The 24,670-nt window shown below is 70.0% G+C and carries 16 protein-coding genes; 11 read left to right on the forward strand and 5 right to left on the reverse strand.

The genetic code is table 11. The features are described 5' to 3' along the window. On the reverse strand, positions 1-870 hold the full coding sequence (locus ACZ4UU_RS37750) for an MBL fold metallo-hydrolase (protein WP_471907937.1): 870 nt from the start codon (positions 868-870) through the stop codon (positions 1-3). Between the two features lie 69 nt (positions 871-939). Between ACZ4UU_RS37750 and ACZ4UU_RS37755 the strand changes: the two genes are divergently transcribed. After that, on the forward strand, positions 940-1,632 hold the full coding sequence (locus ACZ4UU_RS37755; protein WP_471907938.1) for an ABC transporter ATP-binding protein: 693 nt from the start codon (positions 940-942) through the stop codon (positions 1,630-1,632). Positions 1,633-1,644: 12 nt separating this feature from the next. On the opposite strand, the gene ACZ4UU_RS37760 is transcribed toward ACZ4UU_RS37755, so the two are convergent. The 4 genes from ACZ4UU_RS37760 to ACZ4UU_RS37775 form a co-directional block, all read right to left on the reverse strand. Continuing rightward, positions 1,645-2,643 (reverse strand): ABC transporter ATP-binding protein, encoded by a 999-nt coding sequence (locus ACZ4UU_RS37760; protein WP_471907939.1) that lies wholly within the window; start codon positions 2,641-2,643, stop codon positions 1,645-1,647. A 74-nt stretch (positions 2,644-2,717) separates the two neighbouring features. Then, complete coding sequence (locus ACZ4UU_RS37765) at positions 2,718-5,492, reverse strand: ABC transporter permease (protein ID WP_471907940.1); 2,775 nt, start codon at positions 5,490-5,492, stop codon at positions 2,718-2,720. Further along, on the reverse strand, positions 5,489-8,725 hold the full coding sequence (locus ACZ4UU_RS37770; protein ID WP_471907941.1) for an FtsX-like permease family protein: 3,237 nt from the start codon (positions 8,723-8,725) through the stop codon (positions 5,489-5,491). Before ACZ4UU_RS37770 ends, ACZ4UU_RS37765 begins: the two co-directional genes overlap by 4 nt. A gap of 270 nt (positions 8,726-8,995) precedes the next feature. Then, positions 8,996-10,165 (reverse strand): ROK family transcriptional regulator, encoded by a 1,170-nt coding sequence (locus ACZ4UU_RS37775; RefSeq protein WP_471907942.1) that lies wholly within the window; start codon positions 10,163-10,165, stop codon positions 8,996-8,998. 782 nt (positions 10,166-10,947) lie between these two features. On the opposite strand from ACZ4UU_RS37775, the gene ACZ4UU_RS37780 reads away from it, so the two are divergent. The 10 genes from ACZ4UU_RS37780 (at position 10,948) to ACZ4UU_RS37825 (ending at position 24,500) form a co-directional block, all read left to right on the forward strand. After that, the gene (locus ACZ4UU_RS37780) at positions 10,948-12,225 is read left to right on the forward strand and encodes an NAD(P)/FAD-dependent oxidoreductase (RefSeq protein WP_471907943.1); all 1,278 of its coding nucleotides are present in this window, start codon (positions 10,948-10,950) and stop codon (positions 12,223-12,225) included. A gap of 96 nt (positions 12,226-12,321) precedes the next feature. Then, complete coding sequence (locus tag ACZ4UU_RS37785) at positions 12,322-15,210, forward strand: FAD-binding and (Fe-S)-binding domain-containing protein (protein ID WP_471907944.1); 2,889 nt, start codon at positions 12,322-12,324, stop codon at positions 15,208-15,210. A gap of 1,042 nt (positions 15,211-16,252) precedes the next feature. After that, positions 16,253-17,602, forward strand: a complete 1,350-nt coding sequence (locus ACZ4UU_RS37790) for an aspartate aminotransferase family protein (RefSeq protein WP_471907945.1) — start codon at positions 16,253-16,255, stop codon at positions 17,600-17,602. A gap of 24 nt (positions 17,603-17,626) precedes the next feature. Then, a complete protein-coding gene (locus tag ACZ4UU_RS37795) occupies positions 17,627-18,709 on the forward strand; it encodes a phosphotransferase (RefSeq protein WP_471907946.1) in 1,083 nt (360 codons plus the stop codon). 51 nt (positions 18,710-18,760) lie between these two features. Next, positions 18,761-19,444, forward strand: a complete 684-nt coding sequence (locus ACZ4UU_RS37800; RefSeq protein WP_471907947.1) for a haloacid dehalogenase type II — start codon at positions 18,761-18,763, stop codon at positions 19,442-19,444. A gap of 320 nt (positions 19,445-19,764) precedes the next feature. Next, entirely contained in the window at positions 19,765-20,859 is a 1,095-nt protein-coding gene (locus ACZ4UU_RS37805) for an ABC transporter substrate-binding protein (protein ID WP_471907948.1), read from the forward strand. Next, on the forward strand, positions 20,852-22,018 hold the full coding sequence (locus ACZ4UU_RS37810) for an ABC transporter ATP-binding protein (RefSeq protein ID WP_471907949.1): 1,167 nt from the start codon (positions 20,852-20,854) through the stop codon (positions 22,016-22,018). Before ACZ4UU_RS37805 ends, ACZ4UU_RS37810 begins: the two co-directional genes overlap by 8 nt. Positions 22,019-22,022: 4 nt before the next feature. Further along, entirely contained in the window at positions 22,023-22,931 is a 909-nt protein-coding gene (locus ACZ4UU_RS37815) for an ABC transporter permease (protein ID WP_471907950.1), read from the forward strand. Then, positions 22,928-23,773: an ABC transporter permease gene (locus ACZ4UU_RS37820; RefSeq protein WP_471907951.1), complete on the forward strand. Its 846-nt coding sequence runs from the start codon at positions 22,928-22,930 to the stop codon at positions 23,771-23,773. Before ACZ4UU_RS37815 ends, ACZ4UU_RS37820 begins: the two co-directional genes overlap by 4 nt. A gap of 64 nt (positions 23,774-23,837) precedes the next feature. After that, a complete protein-coding gene (locus ACZ4UU_RS37825; RefSeq protein WP_471907952.1) occupies positions 23,838-24,500 on the forward strand; it encodes a haloacid dehalogenase type II in 663 nt (220 codons plus the stop codon). Positions 24,501-24,670 lie beyond the last annotated feature (170 nt).

Raw genomic sequence — 24,670 nt, forward strand, 5'->3', positions numbered from 1 at the left:
TCAGCCCCACTTCATTTCACCCTTGGCGACCTCGGCACCGATCTGGGCGGCGATGAGCATGCCGTTGTCGGGGTAGCGGGCGACGAGCGCCTCGGTCAGCGCGGCGCCGTCGGCGGCCTTGCCGAGCTCCTCCTCGAAAGCGAGCAGGTAGTCGCGGGTTGCGGAGATCGCGGAGGCGTTCGCCGGGGCGTTGGGCAGGCGGTGGCCGGGGACGACCAGTTCCGGCTGGAGGGCGGCCATCTCGTCCAGCAGCGTGACCCAGGCGGCCCGGGCGTCGGGGGTGGGGGTGTCGGCGACCCATACGTGTTCCTGCTGGAAGAGCAGGACACCGCCGAGGAGGGCGCGGTGCTCGGCCTGCCACAGGTAGTGGCGGTCGGGCAGTCCGGCCGGTCCGCCCCTGAGCTCGAAGCGGTGGCCCTCAAGGACGAGGTCGCCGGTCAGGGGCTCCAGCTCGACCAGGCGCGAGGGCAGGTTCGGGCCGAGCGCCGCCCACGCCTTGAGCTTGCCCTCGTAGGAGTGCTTGATGTGCTCGATGACGACCGGGGTGGCGACGAACTTCGCCTCGGGGAAGGCGTCGGCGAGCACCTCGGCGCCGAAGTAGAAGTCGGGGTCGCCGTGGCTGACGAGGACGGTGGTCAGCTTCTTGCACGAGTCGAGGATCTCGGCGGCCAGGCGGTGGCCGTCGGCGCGGGTGAAGGCGGCATCGACCAGCAGCGCCTCGCTCTCGCCCGTGACGACTGTTGGGGGCTCCTTGCGTGAAAGCCCAGGCGGCGGGCGATGGTCGCCGCCGGTTCGTCGGTGTGGGCGAGCAGACGCTGGGCTTCGCCGCCGACGCCGCGCGTGCGGCGTGGCCAGGCCGCGTTCTCTCATGCTTTGCCGGGTGTGCTGCCGGCTGACATACTGGCGCGCTGCGGAAACAGCGGAGCATACGGGGGCGTGATGGGCCAGGCGGTGACCGCAGCCATGCTGCAGGTGGCGGATGTGCACAAGTCGTACGGTCGAGGCGCCAGCGCCGTTCATGCCCTGCGTGGCGTTTCCTTCGAGGTCCCTCAAGGGGAACTCGTCGCTCTCAAGGGACGCTCGGGCTCGGGCAAGACCACTTTGCTCAACATCGTGGGTGGTCTGGACGAACCGGACAGCGGGGGCGTCACCGTCGACGGGCTGCGCCTTCAGGACCAGGGCGAGGACGCCCTCCTCGCGCTGCGCCGGGAGCGCATCGGCTTCGTCTTCCAGTCGTTCGGGCTCATCCCCATTCTCACGGCTGCCGAAAACGTGGGCGTACCACTGCGGTTGCGCAGAGCGGACCCGCGCGAGCGGCAGGAACGCGTCGAACTGCTGCTGTCCCTGGTGGGGCTCGCGGACCATGCCGCGCAGCGCCCGGGTGAGTTGTCGGGCGGGCAGCGCCAGCGGGTCGCCATCGCCCGCGCCCTGGCCAACAGTCCGTCGATTCTCATCGCCGACGAGCCGACCGGCCAGTTGGACGCGGAGACCGGGCACTCCGTGATGGAGCTGCTGCGCGCGGTCGTCCGCAGCGAGCGGATCACGGCTCTCGTGGCCACCCATGACACGACACTTCTCGACCTCGCCGATCGTGTGCTGGAGCTGAAGGACGGCCAGATCGCCGAATCCTAGCCCCGGTTCGTGTCAGGGCCCCGGCTGTTCCCCGGCCGAGCCCTGGCCGTGACGGTCGTTGCGGGCGTCGTCCGGGCGGACGGCGATGTGGTCGGGTTCCAGTTCCAGAGCGACGCGGTCGCGCATCCCCAGGGCCCGGGTGTACTCGGCGGGGAGTTGGAGGCGGCCGGCCCGGTCGAGCATGGCGTATTCGCGGGCGACCAGGTTCTCCTGGCCGGTGACGGAGTCGACTTCGCTGTGGCGCAGGACCTCCGTCGCCGTGCGCCCGTCCCGGATGGCGACCGTACGGCGGACCTCCGCGGCGACGGCCTGATCGTGCGTGACGATCACGATGGTGGTCCCCAACTCCTCGTTGGCGGTGCGGAACGCGGCGAAGACCTGCTCGGCGGTGTGGGAGTCGAGTTCGCCGGTGGGCTCATCGGCGAGCAGGACCGCGGGATCGTTGGCGAGGGCGACGGCGAGGGCGACGCGCTGCTGCTGGCCGCCGGACATCTGGTGCGGCCGACGGTCGCGGCATTCGGCTACGTCCAGCAGGTCGAGGAGTTCCATGGCGCGGTCGGCCCAGGTCCGGCGCCGGCCTCGGGCGCGAGCCAACTGCAGGGGCAGGGCGACGTTCTGGGCGGCGGTGAGATAGGGCAGGAGATTGTGGGAGGTCTGCTGCCGGACGAAGCCGACGGTCCCGCGACGGTAGGCGAGTCGTTCCTTGGCGGACATCGTGACCAGGTCGTGGTCGCCGACACGGGTCGCGCCGGCGGTGGGTCTGTCCAGTCCGGCCAGGATGTTCATGAGGGTGGACTTGCCACTGCCGGAGGCGCCGACCAGGGCGATGAGCTCGCCCTTGCGGACGAGGAGATCGAGGCCCTGCAGTGCCTGGACCTCCACGCCGTCGGCGGAGAAGATCCGTACCAGCCGGTCGCAGGTGATCAGGGCGTCGTGCCCGTACGCAGCAGCGGCGCCCCGCGCGGCGAGGGCACGGTCGGCGAGTTCGTGGAAGGTCGGGCTGCTGGTCATCGGCTGCTCCTGGGCGGTCGGTGGGGCACGGGCCGGTGCCGGATGCGGCTTGGTCTCGGGGCTCTGCTCACTGTCTAGTCGTCACCCAGCCTCAGTTCACGCACCGAGCCACGGCGGCTGGTCCACCAGGCCTGGCCGGCGGGCACACCGATGGCCAGGAACAGCACGGTGAGCGCCGGAACGGCGAGCGAGAGCGGATCCGTGCGCAGCACGACCCCCTCGAAAGCGGACGGGGAGGCCAGGGCGATGGTCGTGAGGTCGATGCCGGGCGACAGCAGGTGAATGCCGACCCAGCCGGTCAGCATGCCGCCGGCCGCGGCCAGGAACGCCTGCGGGAGGGCCGTGAGGATCAGAAGTCGGCGGCCCTGGGCCCGGGTCATGCCCATCGTGCGCAACCGGGCGAGCAAGGCGCCGCGTTCGGGCGCGGTGCGCAGCACGGTCAGCACGAGCGCGAGGACCGCGTACCCGGCGCCCGCGGCGACCGCGACACCGTACAGGCGTTCCGCGCCGGACTGCAGCGGTGATTCGACGTGCCGCGTGCGTTCCTCGGCACGCAGTTGGACGGCCGCCTGCGTGCCTTCCGCCACCGAGCGCAGCGCCCGGCCGTTCAGGGCGTCACCGGTCAGCAGCAGGGTCGTCGTACGCGCCGCGCCGCGGGGAAGGCCGGCCCGGTCCACGATCAGGAAGTCGTCACCGAGCGCTGCCGGGGTGCGGTCTCGGACCAGGACGACCCGGACAGTGACGGAGGTGCCGTCCGGAAGCAGGACGGAGTAGGGGCCGGTGCCGTACTCGTCGGCCACGCGAGGTGAGGCCAGCGCGGGCAGGGGCCGGTCGGCGCCACCCGTCGTACCGGCGGCCGCCTGCCGGAGGCTCGCCGCGTCGAACGGCCCCAGTCCCGTGTGGTGCGACAGGCGCGCATAAGCGTCAGGGGCCACACCGGCCAGCGCTACCGGCCGGCTGCCCAGTGGGGGCTTCGCCTCGTCGGTGACGCTTGCTTCCGTCATGTCCCGTACGCCGGGCAGCCGGCGTACTCGGTCGGGCAGGGCACGAGGGAGTTCACCGGTGGTGCTCTCGATGCGGCCGTCAGCACCGACCTGGAGGAGCGCGGCCTGGTCGCGGGCCGCCGTGACCCCGGCCAGGACCGAGCCGCCGAACGCGGCCATGGTCAGGGCGCTGAGCAGGGCGAGCAGGGGCAGCACGGCGAAGCCGGGGGCTCGGGCCACATGGGCCAGCGACAGCGGAATCACCAGGCCGCGCAGGCGCGTGGCCGCCTTGCTCAGCGCACGGAGCGGCAAGGGGTGGAGGCGTGCCAGCAGCAGAGCCGCGACCATCCCGGTCAACAGTGGGGCGGCGGCCACCAGACCGGTGCTGCCGGATCCCTGTCGGCGCAGTGCGGCGACCGCAACCGACGCGATCACCAGGGCGGTCAGTTCCGCCACCGTACGGCGCCGCGACGGCCGGGCGGTGGTGACGTCCTCCCGCCCGTCGTGCATCCGTACCGTGCGGTGCGTCACCACGGCGCGCAGCGGGAGCGCCCCACAGGCGAGCAGGGTGACGGCGAGGGCGGCGACGAGGGCGGGTGCGGTGCGGGCATCGGGCAGGACGAGCAGTGCGGCGGTCAGTCCGAGGGCGCCGGCCGGCACGGCCACCACCGCCGTCTCCGCCAGCAGCCGAAGGGCCAGGCCGGGCAGTGAGGCGCCGCGGGCCCGCAGCAGGGCCAGCTCCGCCTGCCGGCGATCGGCTGCCACGCCGGCGGCCATGGCCAGGACGATCAGGGCGAGGCTGCCGGTGCCGACGGCGGCGAGGAGAAGCAACGAGTCGATCCCCGACCGTAGTCGGGCATGGTTGGCGAGTACCTCGTCGAGATGCGTCTGGGCATCCAGGTCCCCGTCGACGACCTCCCGCATCCGCTGCAGTCCAGGTCCCGTCTCCAGGGCGGCTACGGCGGACGCCAGACGGTCGAGATCGTGGCCGCGCAGGGTGGCGACGTCGGGGGCCACATGCCAGTACCGCTGCGGGACGCCCGGGGTGCCCAGGAGGGCCGGGCCGGCGTCGGCGGCGAGAAGCAGGCCGCCGAGCCAGTGGACGTCCGTCGGCGAAAGCTCGGGCTCGCGGCTCAGCGAGGGGGTGCGCAGCACCGGCAGTGCCGACCAGTAGGCGCCCTCGGGGGCGCGCGGGACGACGATTCCGGTGACCCGGACGGCGAGCGGGGCGCGCTCCGAGCCTGGTACGTGGATCACCGAGCCCACCCGGATGTGGAGCGTGCGGGCGGTGTCCACGGTGACGGCGGCCTCGACCCGCTCGGTCGCCGCGGTCACCGGTGCGCCCGTGGTGCGCGGCAATCGGCCCGCGCTGAGCCGGGCGTGGGAGGCCAGGTCCTGCTGGGCGGCGAGCAGCAGTTGGGCGGGCAGGCCGGCGGGCCGGGGAAGCCAGGGATCGGACGCCTCCAGGGGGACGGTGGTGCGTACGCCGTACGACGACTGCGCGGGGTCGGGAACCAGCGGCGCCTGGGCGGTGGCGAGAACCTTGGCCCGCGCCGCGGTCAGCGGGCCGACGCGCAGGGCGGCCTCCATCTCCTCGACCGTGTCCATCCAGGGCAGCGGGACCTGCACCTGCACGCTCGTCCGGTCGGGTTGGGCCTGTGCGACCGCCCGGCGCAGCCCCGCGTCCCCGTACCGGTCGACGGCACGCGGGTACGCGGCGGCCAGCGCCGCGGTGACGGCCACCAGGAGCGCGAGGGCCACTGACGTACCGGCGAAGGCCCGCAGCCGGGTCCGCAACCCGGCGTGTACGTGCGGTGGCACCGCCTTCGTCCCCCCGTCGTTCGGGGGCACCGGCTGCGTGGTCACTGTGTCACCTCGTCCCTGAGAGCCATCACGGGCTTCGCCCGCCGAAGGGCGAGGGCCACGGTCACGAGGGCGGGGCCCGCCGCGAGGGCCGCCAGCAGGGCGGTCAGACGCAGGAGCGGGAGTTCGACCAGGACCGGCGGGAGCGGTCGGGTGGCCTGCCCGGTCAGGACGACGAGAGGGACCAGCGCGTGCGTCAGTACCGTGCCCAGGATGGTGCCGACCAGCAGCGCCAGGGCCACCAGTACACCGTGCTCCACGGCGACCAGCCGGGCCAGCCTGCGGCGCGGTGTGCCCAGGGCGCGCAGTACGGCGAACTCACCGTCCCTGGTGCGCATCGCCCCTGCCGCGCTCACCGCGAAGCCGAGCGCGGCGAAGAGCACCGTCACCGCCGCCGCCGCGATCAGCGCTGCTTCCGGGGCGGCTCCGAACGGGTCGTCGCGCAGCTGAGCCGCTATCTCGTCGCGCACCGTCACCTGCTCCGGATCGATGTCGGGCAGGGCGCGCGCGGCCGCCGCGGTCGCGCCGGGCGCGGCCGTGCTCAGCCACCACTCGGTCGGCTGCAGGCTCGTTCCGTAGCGGGCCTGCAGCACCCGGTTGACGGCCCGGAGATCGACCAGCAGGGCCCCGCCGTCGTGCGTGGTGGCTTCCGTCGTGGGCAGGGCGCTCGCGGTGCGGACGATGCGTACGGGCAGGGAACGGCCGTCGAACTGCACCTCCACACGCTGGCCTTGGCGCGCACCGGACGCGGCGAGGAACTGGTCTGTGGCGACCGCGGCGATCTCGGGCGCCGCGGGCTGGGCGACCTTCAGCCGGACTTCCAGCGGCAGGGCGGGCGGCGAGAGGCCGGGCATCTGGTACCCGGTGCTGTACGTCATGGTGACGGGTGCCGTCGACGAGATCCGGGGGCGGGTCGGCCGGGCGTCGTCGTCGGGTGGGGCGGCGGCCGCGTCGGCCTGGACCGCGGTCGTCCACCTCTTCGGCAGGGTCAGCTGCCGGACGGCACCGTCGCCGGCTGTCGCCGTGAGCGCGCCGAGGACCAGGCGGTGCCGGTGGGGACGGTCGGTCGGCTGCGGCGTACTCAGGTGGAGCCCGGTCAACGCCAGCGGGCCCCGGGCGCCGTTCAGATCGGGGGCCAGCCGGTGCGGGCGGCCGTCGGCGGCGAGGCTGCCGGACGGTATCTCGTAGGGGGTACCGTGCCTGTCCCGCACCGTGAGCGTGACGTCCGCCTCCGACCCTGGCGTGCTGCTGTGCAGGGCAGCGGTCAGCGTGAGCCGGGTGGTGCCCTTCGGTACCTCGATGCCCGCGGGTGCCCCGCGCGGCGCGAGCCCGGCGAGCAGCGGACCGTCCGTCAGATCGCGGCGCGCCAGTACCGTCCCGGCGGCCTCCGTCGTGTTCAGGGCCACGACGGTCGCCTCGCGGCTCCCGGAGAGCGACATCGTGTCACGGACGGCGGGGGCGACCGCGTCCACGTGTGGGAGGTCCGCGTAGACATCTGTACGGCCCACACCGCCGCCCCCAAAGGACAGGACGCGCACCTCGGCACCCGCGCGGAAGTCGGCCTGGTCGGCCTGGGACCGGTGCCAGGACGCGTCCTGCCCGATCGCCACCATCCCCAGTGCCACGGAGATGACCAGGAGCAGTACCGGACCCGCTCCCCGCATCGGTCGGCGACTGAACTGCCAGCCGACCATGGCCGCGGTCAGTCCGGGATCGCGGGTCAGAAGCCGCTCGCCGACACGCGCCAGCAAGGGCAGCAGCCGCAGCACCAGAACCGTTCCGGCGAGCAGCACCAGAGCGGGTGCCACCACGAGAAGCGGGTCGACGCCGAGGACCCCCTCACGGTCGGCGGTGACGGCACCGGACTTCTGGCTGCCGAGCAGCCAGAAAGCGACACCGGCCACAGCGAGCAACCCGACATCCGCCCCGGCACGCAGCGGTGCGGGCAGCGTGCCGGCCCGCCCCGCGAACGTGCCCGCGAAGGTCGCCCGCCAGGCCGGGACAGCCACGGCCAGCGCGCACAGCGCGGCCACGCCCGCGGCGACCGCCCACACCTCGAGTCGGCCCCCGGCCGGCACGTCGACGCGCGCCCCGGTCCGGCCCAGCGCACCCTGCCCGGCCAGCAGCCGCGTCAACGGCCCCGACAACAGCGGCGCCACCACCACCGCCGGCGCGGAGATCAGCAGGGCCTCCAGCGCGGCCATGCCCGCCAGCCGTGCCCGGGTGGCGCCGCGCGCACGCAGCAACCGGGTCTCCGCCATGCGCTCGGAGTCGAGCAACCGTGCGACGAGCAACAGGGCGCAGGCCGCGAGCAGTCCGAGCTGACCGGCGACGATCAGCATGCCGGCACGCGTGACGAGCAGGGAGCGTTCGATGCGGTCCAGTACCTCGGGCAACGCGGTGTCCGCTGTGGTCGCGGTGCTGAGCGCCGGGCGCTCGCGCAGCACCGCGGTCCCGGAGCGGGCAGCCTCGCGCAGCGGTCCGATCCGCTCCGTCGTCAGCGAGGAGTAGTCGGCCGAGACCAGCCAGCCCGACGCGCCGACACTCACGCGGCCCGACGCCGGCACGCCTGGCGCGGTGAGCAGGGGACCGTACGTCGTGAAATTCGACGCCTGCACGCCGCGGCCGCCCAGGTCGTCCAACTGCCAGTAGGGTGCCCGGACGTCCACCGGCCGGTACACGCCGGTGATCAGCACGCGCACCGCCGGGCCGTCCAGCCGGTCGGTGACGGTCAGCCGGGAGCCGGGCGCCACACCGAGTCGCCGGGCTGCGCTCTGCGGCAGTGCGACCTCGACGGGCCCGGCGGTCACCGCCTCATGGGGCAGGCGCCCGGCGACGGTCCGCACCTGTGTGCGGTCCAGGGCGGCGAAGTAAGTGAGGTTGGGGTTCTCGTCCCGCTCGGAGGGCGGCTTCAGCGCCGGCGGCAGAGCGTAAGGCCCGGACCGCAGCAGGGTGCGCACGCGCACGGGCAGCCCGGCGAAGACGGTGCGGGCCCCCGCCCGCACGGCGTCGTCGGCCGCCTGCCGCTGGTCGGCCGGCGCGTCGGCTTTGACCACCAGAGCGGCCTCGGCGGCGGTGCGCTGCTCGGCGAGCGACCGCCGCAGCGCCGCATCGCCTATCGCGCCCGAGTAGGCGGTGAGCGCGGCCAGCACGGCCGTGGTCAGCAGCACGGTCAGCAGTACGGCACCGAGAAGCGCGCGATACGCCCACGCTCGCAGCACGACTAATCGCAACACGCCCGCAGGCACCGCTCGTTCCCTCACCAAACCCCCCGTTTTCAACCACACGGACCGGAACGCGATGCGGCGTCGGTGGCGTGCGGGTGCAAGAGGGCATTGTAGGACTGACTTTGGTTGCCTTGTGATCGAATATGGGCGATCGATCACTGCTGACGACCGCGCCCCGATCGGAGCGCGCCGCCGCCTGACAGACCTACGGATGGCTGTTGCTGCCCCTGGGGCCGCTACGTCGGTGGCGGCTGGCCGCGCGGGATCCCGATCGCCGGCTCAGAAGGCCGGTGCGGACTGCGCGGCGGTCTGGCTCTGGCGCCGTGCTCCGAGTACGGCGTCACACAGCCGTTCCTGAGCCATCGCCAGGCAGGCGTACACCGCTCCTTGTGCCGTCGACAGACCGATCAGATGGGGCACCGTTCTGGTCTCCGGGACCGCCGGAAGGCTCTGCTCCAGTCGCCTGCGCACCTCGGGAAGCACTTCACCGACGAGCGGACGCAGGCGGCCCACGAAATAGACCGACTCCGGGTCCAGCGTCACCGCGACGACGCTCACAGCGGTCACGATCGCCGTGGTGAAGGCCTCCAGCACCCCGGCGCGCGCTGCCTCGTCATGCGGTTCCTGCCAGAGATCCTCGACGCGCTCCAGGTGGAGCCCCCTCTCACGGGCGAACCGGAGGAGACCTCGGGTGCTCAACAACTCGTCGAGAATCTCGTCGCCGACCCCGGAGGAGAGCACACCGATGTCGCCGAAGGTGGGCGTACTCCCGCGAGCGAGCTCGTGATTCGTGCAGCTGGCGAAGTTGAGCATGGTGCTGACGCTGAAGAGCGCGGCGTTGGTGATGGTGGCGTCGTTCGTGAGGATCCCGAGCAGAGACGCGTTGGCATCGCTGTCGAGGAGTACGGGGGCCTCGACCAGGTCCGCGATGGCTCGATGGAGGTCGGAGCCCGCGAAAATCTTCATCGACTCGGCGGGGCCGAAGATCTCCGTGCCGTCGCGGACCCGTCCCGGCACCGCGGCGACGATCTGGCGCAGGGGGCCCTGCGCGGCCGCGGCGGCCTGCTCGATCAGGTCGACCAGCCATCGTGCCGCGTCCCCGACCTCCTGGTGATCGGCTGTGGGAACGGTCGTACGACGGATCTCTCGCCCCCTCAGGTCGGTCACCAGCACACCAGTGGTCTGCACACCGAAGCTGACCCCGACGACATGCCCGGTCGTGCCGGGTAGGTCCAGATAGGTGGACCGACGGCCGCGGCCGGTGACGTCGTCCACCCCGCCGTCGACGACGAAGCCGTCGGCCCGCAGCTCCTCCACCGCTCTGGACACCGTGGCCTTGCTCAAGCCCGTCAACTCGATCAGCTGGTTCCGTGTCAGGGGCGCGTGGGAGAGGAGCACGTCGAGGACCGACGCCTTGTTGTAGTCGCGAGAGGTTGGGTTGGTGGTCACGTGATGACCATAGCGAGCCCGGTACGCCGATCGCGCCGCGACCGGATTGGGCATGGTGATCGCGGGCTTCGACGCGGTGAGGCGAGGGTGTTGTCCTCGGTCCGTCACTCTCACCCGAGCGGGCGGGAGGGGGTCCTTGCCTGGGTCATTCGTCTTGCCGGAAGGTTCTCGGCTCATCTGTCATGCACTCCGAAGGGTCCCCGGAGCACTCCATGGCAGTGCGCCGTTCCGCGGCGCAGGCCAGGAGGCCGGGGGTCGATGACCAACTGACTGTCGGCAGCGAGCATCGATCAGACGGCGGACCCCTGTGCGGTCAGCCGCCACGGCGTTATTGACGTCGCCGGGCGGATCGCCTTGCATGCAGGACGACTTGACCGCGTGGCGGGGAGCGTACCACTTGCGATCAGCGCCTCTCCGCGGTCGTACGGCGTCTGCGGGGCAGCAGCTCGCTTGCTCATGACGCTGGCCGCCCACCTGCGCAATGTCTAGATTGAGCAGCGATGGGCAAATTCGAACCTCCATGGATCACCGCAGACTCGGCACGTCCTAACAGCAACCTGCCCAGCTGATCCCCGAGCGGCATTCCAAAACCTTCTAGTTTCAGGTTGGAACTGGAACAAAGAATGGTATGGTCTGGCGCAGCAGCGAGCACTTCCGACACCCCCACAGATCAGCGCGTCGTCGAACGGCGGCCGGGATCCCGGGTTTCGACGCACCTCGAAAGGCCTGACTCACGTGCGTTCAGAGCGGCTGACGGCACTGGCAGGAGAGAGAGCAGCGATATGAAGTTCACCCCCTACTGGCTCGACACCGCTCCCAAGGGTCCGGACCGATCCCGGACCGAGATCGGCGGACGCGTCGACGTGGCGATCATCGGAGCCGGCCTGACCGGCCTCTCAGCGGCACTGCATCTGGCGCGCAGGGGCGCCAACGTGCATGTCTTCGAGAAGGAGACGGTCGGATTCGGCGCTTCGGGGCGCAACGGCGGTATGGCCACCCTCGGCATGTCGATCGGATTTCGCTCCGCGATCTCCCGCTACGGCTTCGACACCGCCAAGCAGTATCTGCTGGCCTACCACGACGCGGTCGACACCATCGAGAACCTCGTCAAGGAAGAGGGCATCGACTGCGACTTCGCCCGCACGGGCAAGCTGAATCTGGCGTCCAAGCCGGCGCACTTCGACGGTCTGCGCAAGACCCACGAGATCATGTCCGGCCGGCTCGGGATCGAGACCCGTCTGATTTCCAAGAGCGACCTCCACACCGAGATCGGCTCGGACGTCTACCACGGCGGGATGGTCGACGCCAGGAGCGCCGGGCTGCACGTCGGCAAGTTCACCAAGGGGCTCGCCGAGGCTGCCGCCCGGCTCGGCGTCACCATCCACGAGAAGGCGCCGGTCGAGCAGGTCAAGCGACTGGGCGGCACGAAGCACCAGCTGGTCACCGCGCGCGGCACGGTCCAGGCCGACCAGGTGCTCGTCGCGACCAGCGGCCACACCCGTCGGCCGTTCCGCTGGCAGCAGGTCAGGATCGCGCCCGTCGGCAGCTTCATCATCGTGACCGAGCCGCTGGGCGAGGACGTATGCGACATGCTGCTGCCGAACCGGCGAATGGCGTCGACGTCCCTGAACCTGCTGAACTACTTCCGCATCACCCCGGACCACCGGCTGCTCTTCGGCGGCCGCGCCCGGTTCGCCATGTCCAACCAGCAGTCGGACGCGAAGAGCGGACGCATCCTGCACAAGGCGATGACCGAGGTCTTCCCTCAGCTCACCCAGACACGCGTCGACTACTGCTGGGGCGGCCTGGTCGACATGAGCATGGACCGCATGGTGCACGCCGGTGAACAGGACGGGCTGTTCTACTCGCTCGGCTACTCCGGCCACGGCGTCCAGATGGCGACGCACATGGGCAAGCAGATGGCCGAGTACATGAACGGGGACACGAGCGCCAACCCCTGGAGCGACCTGCCCTTCAAGCGGATCCCTGGCCACTTCGGCCCGCCCTGGTTCCTGCCCTTCGCGGGCGGTTTCTACAAGTTCCTCGACGTCATCAAGTAGGCGCAGGATCAAGATGCTGAGCACATGTGTGGAGCACCGTGAGGTCCTCCCTGCCGCCCCGCCACGAGCAGCGGGCACGTCGAAGGTGGCGGATCGATGACCGCCGCCGTCGCGCCCCTGGTCGTGCGGCTCGCCGAGATCGCGCCCGGTCTGCGAGTGGAGACCGGGCCCGGGGCGACGGGCCCGTACGCCTACGACGCCTCCAACTACCGTGTGCTGCCGCAAGCCGTGGCCTACCCGCGCGCCGCCGACGACGTGGTCGCGGTGGTGCGCGCCTGCCGGGAGGCGGGCATTCCGGTCACGGCCCGGGGTGGTGGCACCAGCATGGCCGGCAACGCGGTCGGGCGCGGTGTGGTCCTGGACTTCTCGCGGTACATGAACCGGATCCTCGACATCGACGTCGAGGCGCGTACCGCGCGGGTCGAGGCCGGTGTCGTCCTCGACGCGCTGCGCAGTGCGACCGCGCTGCACGGGCTCGACTTCGGGCCCGACCCGTCCTCGCACAGCCGCTGCACCCTCGGCGGCATGATCGGCAACGACGCGTGCGGAAACCGGTCGGTGCGTGACGGTCGGACCAGCGGGCATGTGGAGGCCCTGGAGATCGTGACGGCTGACGGCGTGCGGGCCGTCGCCGACCGCTCCGGGCTGCGTGCGGCCGATCCGGGCGACGCGGAAGCTGTGCGGCGCGTCGCCGGTCTGGAGACGGACCTGAGGCGTCTGGTCAAGGAGAACCTGGCGTCGATCCGCACCGAGCTGGGCCGTATTCCGCGTCAGGTCTCCGGTTATCAACTGCATCACCTGCTGCCCGAGAACGGGTTCGACCTGGCTCGTGCTCTGGTGGGCACCGAAGGCACCTGTGCGGTCGTCACCGCCGCGACGCTCCGCTTGGTGGCGACCGCACAGGCATCCACGCTGCTGGCCCTCGGCTACGACGACGTGGTCGAGGCGGCCGAGGACGTGCCGGAGATCCTGCGCTGGTCGCCCAGCGCGGTCGAAGGCATGGACGAGGCGATCGTGGCCACGATGCGCGCCCGCCGCGGAGCCGACTCCGTCACCGGACTGCCCGATGGGCGGGCCTGGCTGTATGTCGAGCTCGAAGGTGACGACCAGGCCGCGGTGAACGACCGAGCCGGTGACCTGCTTGATGTACTCAAGGCGCGAGGGCGGATGACCGGCGGCCGGGTCGTCGAGACCCCTGCTGAGCGGCGTTCACTGTGGCGGGTACGTGAGGACGGGGCGGGGCTGGCGGCCCGGCTCGTCGACGGTGGGGAGTCCTGGCCGGGTTGGGAGGACGCGGCCGTCGCGCCCGAGCACCTGGCCGCCTACCTGCGAGACTTCCGCAAGCTGCTGGCCTCGCACGAGCTGACCGGCGTGCTGTACGGCCACTTCGGTGCGGGCTGCGTCCACGTGCGCATCGACTTCGATCTGGCCACCGAGGCCGGACAGGCGGTCATGCGCCGCTTCCTCACCGAGGCGGCAGCGCTGGTCGTCGACCACGGCGGCACGCTGTCGGGCGAGCATGGCGACGGGCGGGCCCGCAGCGAACTGCTGGCGGTCATGTACAGCCACCGCATGATCGCCGCGTTCACCGCCTTCAAGCAGGTTTTCGACCCCGGTGGTCTGCTGAATCCCGGCGTGATCGTCGACCCCGCACCGCTGGACGCGGACCTCGCCCTGCGTGAACTGCCTGTCGTGGAAACGACGTTCGGCTTCCCACATGACGAGGACGGTTTCGCCGGCGCCGTACGCCGCTGTGTCGGTGTGGGGCGCTGTCGCAGCGATGTGGGCGGGGTCATGTGTCCGAGCTACCGGGCCACGGGCGAGGAGAACGCCTCCACCCGCGGCCGGGCCCGCATGCTTCAGGAAATGGTCCGCGGCGAAGCGATCGCGGACGGCTGGCGCTCCACCGAGGTGAAGGACGCCCTCGATCTGTGCCTGTCGTGCAAGGCATGCTCCAGCGACTGCCCGGTCGGTGTTGACATGGCCACCTATAAGGCGGAGTTCCTCCACCAGCACTACAAGCACCGCCTGCGCCCGCGCTCCCATTACTCGCTGGGCTGGCTTCCCCTGACGTCGGCCCTGGCCGGATACGTCGCACGCCCCATCAACGCCGTGTTGCGCGGACCGCTGGGCAAACTCCTCGCCCGCCTCGGCGGCGTGACCACCAACCGCAGGATCCCCGCCTTCGCCTCTCGGCGCTCGCTGCGCAGGACCCTGCGCGCGGCCAGGACGGCAGAGCCCACCGAGGCCGTGCTCTTCGTGGACAGCTTCACCCGCGCCTTCCGCCCCGAGATCGCGGGAGCGGCCAGCCGGGTCCTGGCCGACGCGGGCATCCCCTGCACTACGAACGACGACCTTTGCTGCGGGCTGACCTGGGTCAGCACCGGCCAGCTGTCCGTCGCCCGCCGGATCATGGCCCGTACCGTCCACGCCCTCGACAACGGCGACGACCGACCCGTCATCGTGGCCGAACCCAGCTGCGCCGCCGCTCTCAAGCGCGACGTGCCCGAGCTCCTCGGCACCAGTGCCGCCCGGCGCGTCGCCGACCGCGTCCATACACTCACCGGAGCCCTCGCCGACCTCGCCGACCAGGACTGGCGCCCGCCTCCGTTGCCCGAGAGCGTCGTGCTCCAGACGCACTGCCACGAGTACGCCACCTTCAAGGCCCGCCGCCCCGCCGACCTGCTGCGCCGACTGGGCGTGGGCAGCGTCGAGGAGGCCGAGGGCTGCTGCGGACTGGCCGGCAACTTCGGCTTCGAGGCCGAGCACTACGACACCTCGATCGCCGTAGCCGAGCTGGCCCTCAAACCCCGACTGGACAACCTCGACGGCCGGACCGTGGTCGCCGACGGCTTCAGCTGCGCCACCCAGATCGATCACCTGGCCGGTGACCGGGACATCCGCGCCGTGCATCTGGCGGAGCTCCTCGACCCTGCTTCCGATCCACCGCAGAAGAGGGCTCATGACCGAGATGCCGGACGCTGACGCGCGCCCGGGTTCCGACCGGCTGAAGACCGTGATCAGGTTCGGTCCTCTTCCTGGAGGCCGTGGCCCGGCACCGACCCGTGACCGGCCGAGAGCCGTCGAGGATCGTCCGCGTGCCGGAGCGGGCGATGCGGCGGACCGTGGCTGCGCTCGACCAGGCAGGTTGGCTGCGTGTGCATCGCGGCGAAGCGACCCGCTGGGAGATCGGCGTACGGATGCTTGCCGTATGGCCCGCGGCCCTGCGGAGCGCCAGTCCGCTCCCCGCCGCGGGTGAGCCGATGGCACGGCTCCGCGACTTGCTGAACGGGACGATCCACCTCGCGGTGCCGAACCTTCCTGGCCCTCGGAGCGAGACCTCGCCACCGCACGCCACGGCGACCGGCCACGCGATCCTCGCCCATATGCCGAGGTCGGAGGCCGAAGGGCCGCTGCGCAGCCAGAGTTCCTCCGCGGGTTGGGCCGCATGCTGCCGTCCCGTCGGCATGTCGGCACTTGTCTGCCGATCACCTCGTGGAGCTTCCCGCTGGCCATGGCCCCGCCGCACAGCCCGGCGCCGAGGTCCCCGGCCGGCTGACCCGCACAGTGCGCCGATGCCGTCGTAGGCACCTCGATGGAGCTCGGGGCGACGCGCCCCTCATCGTCTTCGACGACGCCGACTCGCCAGACGCATGAGCGCGCTCGTGGTGGGCCCCGGAACCCTCAGCGGTGTCGACATCGGCACGCTGATCGACGCCACCGGACACGTCAAGGTCGAGAGACCCGTGGCCGACGTGAGACGACGGCGCCCGGCCCCTGAGGGCTTCTGCCCACCCGAACGCCCTTGCCACGCACAGGAGTTGACCCCACAGGTCATGCACTCCCCCGCAGTCCTTCGTTGGGCCCGAACCCGGCACGGATCGGCCGAAGTACCGCCGAGATCCTCCCGCGGATCCGGCCCAAAAATTTTTCTAGTTTCAGGTTGGAACTGGAACGAATGATGGTATGTTCTCAGCCACAGCAGCGAGCAAACCTCGAAGAAACCAGACTGAAGGTGTGCCTGCAGATGACTTCGACGCTTAGCCGGGCAGTCGCCAACTACCCCAACCGGTTCGATCCGGGGGTACTGAGCGAACTCCCCGAACACCTCCAGGAGACGATCCAGCGTCGCGACAAGGTGCTGGGCCCTGGCTACACACTGATCTACAAGGAGCCGGTCGAGTTCGTCTCCGGTCACGGGGCCCACCTGATCGACCGGGACGGCAACGACTACCTCGACGCCTACAACAACGTTCCGTGCGTCGGACACGCCCACCCCCACGTGGCCGAGGCGGTCGCCCGCCAGATGACCGCGGTCAACACCAACACCCGCTACGTCCAGGAAGCCCTGGTCGACTACGCGGAGCGGCTCCTTTCGACGTTCCCCGCGGAGCTGTCGAAGCTGAGCATCGCGTGCAGCGGGTCGGAGGCGAACGACCTGGCGGCGCGGGTGGCGCGGTTCCACACGGGCGGCGAGGGAATCATCGTCACCCGCTGGGCCTACCACGGCATCACCCGGGAGGTAGCGAGCTTCTCGCCGCACCTGGGCGTGGGATCGCCGCTGGGCCCGAACGTCCGGCTCATCGATGCCCCGGACCCGCGCCTCGCCGCGCCGGGCACCACGCTCGCCGAACACATGCGCCGGCAGGTGCGCGGCGCGATCGACGACCTGGAACGCCACGGCTACCGGCTCGCCGCGCTGATCACCGACTGCGCCTACACCAGCGACGGCATCTTCACGGACCCCGTCGACTACATGCAGGCCGTCGTGGAGGAGGTCCACGCCGCCGGCGGTGTCTACATCGCGGACGAGGTCCAGTCCGGGTTCGCCCGGCTCGGGGAGTCGATGTGGGGATTCAGCCGGCACGGCGTGCTGCCGGACATCGTCACCATGGGCAAGCCCATGGGCAACGGAATGCCCATCTCGGGTGTGGTCTTCCGCCCCGAGGTCAGCGAGGAGTTCGGACGCAACGTCCGCTACTTCAACACCTTCGGCGGCAGCTCGATCCCCGTGGCCGCCGGCGCCGCGGTACTGGACGTCCTGGAGAAGGAGAACGTGCAGCAGCGCGTCCTGCAGAACGGCAACGCTCTGCGCGCGGGACTGCGGGAAATCACCAAGGACTCCCCCTACGTCTCCGAAGTCCGCGGCGCCGGTCTGTACGTCGGCGTGGAGATCGTGAAGGACCGGGAGACCCTTGAGCCGGACCGCTTGCTGACCGAAGACGTCATCAATGACATGCGCGATCGCCGCATCCTCATCAACGGCACGGGCAAGTCGGCGAGCACCCTGAAGATCCGCCCTCCGCTGGCCTTCGACTCCGCCGATGTGACCCGATTCCTGGAGACCTTCGCCGAGGTCGCGAAAAACCGTCTCTAGCAGGCTGGCCCGAAGGGATTTACCGTGAACACCTCACCGGCTACCGACTTCGCACAACGGCTCTTCGAGGAGAGCGGCCTGACCTCGTCCCACGAGCCCATCGATGTAGTCCTGGTGAGTATTTTCCTCGAGAAGTACTACCGCCTCAACGGACGTCTCGGTCGACTGGCGACCGAGAAGGACGACACCTTCAGGCTCCGGACCGACGCGAGCGACTACCTCGTGAAGGTCTCACCGCCGGACGAGGCGGAGGCAGTCGTCCATTTCCAGACCGCCGCGATGCGCTACCTCGAACGTTCCGCGCCGCATCTGCCGGTCCAGCGAGTGAAGCTGACCACCGGCGGGGACGACAGCGTGCCCATCCGGCTCAGCGACGGCAGGACCCGGATCCTGCGGGTGTTCGACTTCGTCGCGGGTCCGGTCCTGGCACAGACGAGCCCGGACACGGAACAGCTCGCCCAGGCGGGCGAGATGCTGGGGCGGCTCGACGAGGCGCTGAAGGCGTTCTCGCACCCGGCTGACGGACGCGGACTGGTGTGGGACATCCGCCACTTCCACCAGCTGACCAGGCTGGTCCAGCACACAACGAATCCCGAGCACCGTCGCCTGGCCCGCGAGGTCTTCTGGCTCTACGACGAAGCCGTGGTGCCGAGGCTGAATGATCTCGAAACGCAGGTGATCCATGGCGATTTCAGCCCCTACAACATCGTGGTGGATCCGAAGAGCGACGACCGCTTCGTCACCGGCGTCATCGACTTCGGCGACACGGTACGCAGCGCCGTGATCTTCGACCCCGCCGTGCCCATGGCGAACCTGCTCGGCAGGACTCCGGACCAGCCCTGGCGGGACGCCTGCGCCTTCGTCGCCGGCTACCAACGAAAGCGGCCGATCAAGACATCGGAGCTCCCCCTGCTCCCGGTTGCCGCCCTGGCCCGACTCACACTGCGCGCGCTCCTCACGAACTGGCGAGCGGAGCGCGCCCCCGAACGGCGCGAGTACCTCCTCGGCCACGCCAAGGACGACTGGGTCAACATCGAGCGCGCCTTGGCCGTAAGCGTCGACGACGTCATCGCACAACTCAGGGAAGCCCGTCATGGGCATGCCTGAAAAGGCCGGCCACCCCATCCAGTTTCCGCAGAGAAAGTTGGGAATTCCATCATGAGCAAGATCCCGTCATTGCAATTCCGTCCGAAATACGTGTCGTTCGACTGCTACGGCACGCTGATCAACTACCAGATCACCCCCATCACGCGTGAGCTCGTCGGGGACCAGATCCCCGCCGAGAAGTGGGACCAGTTCGTCAAGGAGTTCCGCGGCTACCGCTACGACCAGGTCCGTGGCACGTACTACTCCTACGAGCAGGTGCTGCACGATTCCTTCGAGCGGGTCTGCAAGCGGTGGGGCCTGAAGGTCGCACCCGACGCCGGCAAGCGGTTCGCCGACGGCGTCCGCGGCTGGGGCCCCCACGCCGACGTGCCCGAGCCGCTGAAGAAGATGGGCGAGAAGTACAAGCTCGTCATTCTCTCCAACGCGGACGACTCCTTCCTCGAGGAGAGCGTGCCGCGGCTGGGGGCGGACTTCCACGCGGTGTACACCGCGGAGCAGGCCGGCTTCTACAAGCCCCGGTACGCGGCGTTCGAGTACATGCTGGATCAGCTCGACGCCTCTCCCGAGGACTTCGTGCACGTCTCCTCGCACACCCGCTACGACCTGATGCCGATGCACGACATGGGCTTCCGCAACCTGATCCTGCTGGACCGCGGCTACGACCCCGTCACCCACGGCTATGACTACGTCACGGTCAAGTCCCTCGACGACCTCAACACCATGCTCGGCATCTGACACGTAGCCCACTTCAGTCCCGCACGGCACCGCCGCATGAGGCGTCGGTCGACAATTCGCGCTGCCGTGCGGGATGCAATTCCAGCCCGCCCCGCGCATCTCCCCCAAAGCACTGCGGGCACGACGGTAGTCAAATCGACAAACCATCGCACATTTCCCCGTTCTTCTCTTTCTTCCCCGGGTCTCGCTCGGCGGGCCCCTGGGCCCCATGTGCGTTTCCCTCCGCCGATTATTGGCGCCCAAATCCCCCCTCATCGGGACCCGTACGTCCCCGCATATCGGATTCCCCGTATTCCCCAGCGATCTCCAGGAGGCCCGCCATGGAAGGCAACCGGATAGGACGCAGAACCGTACTCCGCACCGCAGGCGCCCTGGCCGCAGCCACTACGGTGGCCGGCTGCGGCACCCTCATGGGCAACGGCGAGAGCCGCGGCTCGTCGGGCGGAGGCAAGAAACGGATCGTCGTCAGCAACAGTGGCGGTGCCTACAACGATGCTCTGACCAAGGCGGTCTACGAGCCGTTCACCAAGGAGACCGGCATCACGGTCACGACGGTGAACTACCAGTCGGCGCAGGTCATCGCGCAGGTCAAGCAGGGCCGTCCGCAGGTCGACCTGATGGACAACTCGCTGCTGGTCTTCCAGAAGATGGCGCGCCTGGACTGTCTGGAGGTCGTGGACCACGACCGGCTCAAGAGCGTGAAGGGCGCCGGGATCGCGGAGCACCAGCTGCCGGAGCACGCGGTCGGCAAGAACGTGTGGTGCAGCCTGATGGCGTACCGCACGGACAGCCTGAAGCGCGCTCCGAAGACTTGGGCGGACTTCTGGAACACCGACTCCTTCCCCGGCGCGCGCTCGCTCCAGAGCGCGGAGGTCGACATCCCGGAGCTGGAGTTCGCGCTGCTGGCCGACGGTGTGCCGCTGGACAAGCTGTACCCACTGGATGTGGACCGGGCCTTCAAGGCGATGTCGCGGATCCGCGGCGGCGTCAAGAAGTTCTGGAACACCGGCGCTCTGCCGGCCGTCCTGATCGGCCGCAAGGAGGTCGTCGCGACGAGCCTGTACGGCGGCCGTGCCGACGAGCTGATCAAGCAGGGCCTGCCCGTCACCTACCAGTGGAACGGCGCACGCCGGCTCACCAATGGCTGGGGGATCCCGAAGGGCGCGGACAACACGGACGCGGCCTACAAATTGATCGACTTCTCGCTGCGCCCCGAAGTGCAGGCAGCGTTCGCCAAGCTCTACCCCGGTGGCCCGGTCGTCCCCGGCGCCATCAAGCTGCTCTCGGACGACGTACTGGCCACGTTGCCGACCTCCCCGCAGAACCTGAAGGTCGGGTTCGACGCCGACGTCGCCTGGTGGGACGAGAACCGTGACGCCGTCACCAAGCGCTGGCAGGAGTGGGCGGATGCCTGAGCGGACCAACACGATCAACACCGGGACGCTGTCGGCTGACGATCTCGCCGCCGCCCTGGCCCCGCGGTCCGGCTCGCCGACCGGCAGGTCACTGTCGGTGGCAGGCCTGCGGAAGTCATACGGCGGGACGACGGTGGTCGACGGTGTGGACATGGAGATCGCGGCGGGTGAGTTCGTCACCTTCCTCGGCTCGTCCGGTTCAGGTAAGACGACGACGCTGATGATGCTGGCCGGGTTCACCGAGCCCGACTCCGGCACCATCACCGTCGACGGCCGGGACATCACCGGGCTCAACCCGGGCAAACGCGATTTCGGTTTCGTCTTCCAGCAGTACCTGCTCTTCCCGCACATGACGGTCGCCGAGAATGTCGCATTCCCGCTGCAGTTGCGCGGCGTGGAGAAGGCGGAGGTCCGCCGCCGGGTCGGTGAAACCCTGGAGGCGGCGGGTCTGTCGAAGTTCGCCGGCCGCAAGCCCCGTGAGCTCTCCGGTGGCCAGCAGCAGCGCGTCGCCCTGTGCCGCGTGCTGGTCTACCGGCCGCCGATCGTCCTGATGGACGAGCCGCTGGGCGCGCTGGACAAGAAGCTCCGCGACCAGATGCAGACCGAGATCAAGTCCATCCAGCGCGAACTCGGCCTGACCGTCATCTATGTGACGCACGACCAGGAGGAAGCGCTGGTCCTTTCGGACCGGATCGCCATCATGAAGGACGGGCGCATCGAGCAGTTCGACACACCCCGTGGCCTGTTCGAGCGTCCCCGCACTCCCTTCGTCGCGGACTTCCTCGGCTCCGCAAACTTCCTGTCCGGCAAGGTCGAGGAGACGACCGAGGACGCTTGCACCCCGGTTCGGCTGGACACCGGCGGTGTCCTGAAGGCCCGCGCCCACCCGTACGCACCGGGGCAGAGGGTGCGCGCGGCGGTCCGGCCGGGCAAGCTCCGCCTGGTCGCCCCCGAAGAGAGCTGTTGTACGGGCACGGTCGAGACGGCCGTCTACGTCGGTTCGCTGACCCGGATCACCGTCCGTCTGGACGGTGCCGCGCCTGGTACGGCGCCGTTGCGGATCGAGACGGCTCACAACCCGCCACGTCCGGGCGAGCGGGTCTGTGTCACCGCGGACCGTGAGGACGTCAGTGTCTTCGACGCGACGGACGGGGGGTGAGCCCATGGCCGGCACCGCTCTCGCACCCGGCAAGGTGCGCGTGAAAACCTCCGCCGTCCCCGGGCACCGCTCCCGTATCGCATTGGTCAACGCCGTCCCCGTCACGGTGTTCCTGCTGGTGCTGTTCGTCTACCCGATCATCGGGGTCCTCTCCCTGAGCCTGGACGGAGACTCCGGCGGGTTCACCCTGCACTGGTACATCGACGCTCTCAGCGGCTCGAACCTCTCCGTGCTGGTCTCCACCCTGCGCATCTCCGCGGAGACCGCCGTGCTCAGCCTGCTGGTGGGGTTCGTGCTGGCGCACGCCATCGCCCGCATGCGGCCCGTGTTCGCGGCCCTGGCGATGCTGATCGTGGTCGTGCCGCACTTCATCAGTGCCCTGGTGCGCACCTACGGCTGGATCATCATGCTCGGCGAGCACGGCCTGATCAACATGCTGGCCACCTCGGTGCACGTGCCGGGCGCTCCGTACGACCTGCTCTACAACGAGACCGGCGTCGTCATCGGCACCACCTCGGTGATGCTCCCCTACACCGTTCTCGTCCTCCAAGGCGTGATGCGCGGCGTCGACCGCCGGCTGCTGGCCGCCGCCGCCGGGTTCGGTGCCTCCCGCCTGACCGTCTTCCGCCGGATCTACCTGCCGCTGGTCACGCCCGGGATCGGCACCGCCGGCCTGCTGAGCTTCATCCTGTGCCTGGGCTACTACATCACCCCCGCCCTGATGGGTGGGAGCAAGCAGACCGTGGTCGCCGCGCTGATCGACCAGCAGGTGATGAAGCAGGACCAGTGGAACTCCGCCGCCGCCTTCGGCGTCATCCTGCTCCTGCTCACCTTCGCCGGCCTGGGTGTCCTCGGCCTGGCCAGACTCCGCCGCAAGAAGACGGCCGCACGAGGAGGAGGTGGCAGCTCATGATGGAACTGCCCGCCACCCGAGCCGGAGACATCGGCCGCGCCCTGAGCGCCACCGCGATCCTGCTCTTCCTGGCCATGCCCATCGTGATCATCCTGGTCACCTCCTTCGGCGCCGACGGTATCGGCACGTTCCCGCCGAAGGAGTACAGCACCCGCTGGTATCAGCAGATGGCCGCACCCGGCGGCAACTGGGCCACCTCCATCGCCCTGTCCAGCCTGGTCGCCGCACTGACCACGGTGTTCTCCCTGATCCTGGGTGTCACCGCCGCCACCGCGCTGGCCCGCGGCCGCCTGCCCCTGCACGCAGCCGTCTACGGCCTGGTCCTGGCGCCGATGCTCATCCCGCAGGTGGTCATCGCACTCGGACTGTTCCTGTTCTTCGAACCCGCCGGCATGCTCGGCAGCCCTCTGGCCATCGCCCTGGGTCACACCGTGCTGGCCGCACCCGTCGCGATCCTCATCATGATCTCCACGCTGAAGGGCATCGACGAACGCCTCGAAGACGCCGCCGCGAGCATGGGCGCCGGCCGGCTCACCATCGCCCGGCGCGTCACCTTCCCCCTGGCCACACCCGGCCTCATCGCCGCAGCCGTGTTCTCCTTCATCACCAGCTTCGACGAGTTCTTCATCGCCCAGTTCCTGTCCACCCCAGACACCCGAACCCTGCCGGTCCTCGTCTTCAACGCCCTGCAGTTCGACGTCGACCCGACCGTCACCGCCGTCAGCGCCGTCCTCATCGCCCTCGCGATCCTCGCCCTCGCCCTGGTCGCCCTCGTCCGCAAACTCGGCGGCCAACGCAACCAGCAGGGCGGCGGCCTCCTGCCGACCGAACCCCTCACCTGATCCGCCAGCCCTTCCTGTTCCACGTCCGCCTCCGCGGCGGCCGCCTCTTCGAACGGAGATCTCCGTGCGCGAAATCGTCACCTTCGACGCCTACGGCACACTCGTCGACTTCAAGCTCAACGCCCCCACGGCGGAGCTGCTGAAGGACCGTATCGCCAAGGTCGGCGTCGACACCCAGGAGTTCCTCGACACCTTCAACATCATGCGCTTCCAGGCCGTGGTGGAGCCCTACCGCCCCTACGCGGAGGTGCTGCGCTCCAGCCTGAGGAACTCCATGCGCCGGCACGGCCTGCGCTACCAGGACTCCGACGGCGACGCCATCGTCGCCCTCATCCCGACCTTCGGCCCCTTCCCCGAGGTCCCTGACGCGCTGCGCCGCCTGAAGAACCGCTACGAGATCGCGATCATCTCCAACACCCAGGATGCCTTCATCGCGAAGAACATCGAGATCATGGGCGTCGAGTTCGACCACGTCATCACCGCGGAGCAGGCCGGCGCGTACAAGCCGGACAACCAGGCCTTCGAGTGCGCCTTCCAGAAGATCGGCGCCAAGCCGGAAGAGATCATCCACGTCGCCATGGGCTGGGAGTACGACATCATCCCGGGCCACGACCTGGGCTTCAAGCGCCTGGTGTGGATCAACCGCCGCAACCAGCCCGGCTCCCCCGCGTACGACTACGAGGAGCTCCCGGACCTGAGCAAGCTGCCCGAACTGCTGGGCTGCTGAACCGCAAACACGACGGCACCCTCCGTTGCCCCCCTCGCGGATGCGGTGCCCACCACCGGACGTGAACCACGTCCGTCGAGGAAGCCCGGGGTCCGACCCTCCCCCCGGCCCCGGGCTTCCCCCCACCAGGCATCACCGGCGAATGGTCGGCCGGCACTCAACTCGCGGCG

The organism is Streptomyces sp. NPDC028907, assembly GCF_055564995.1.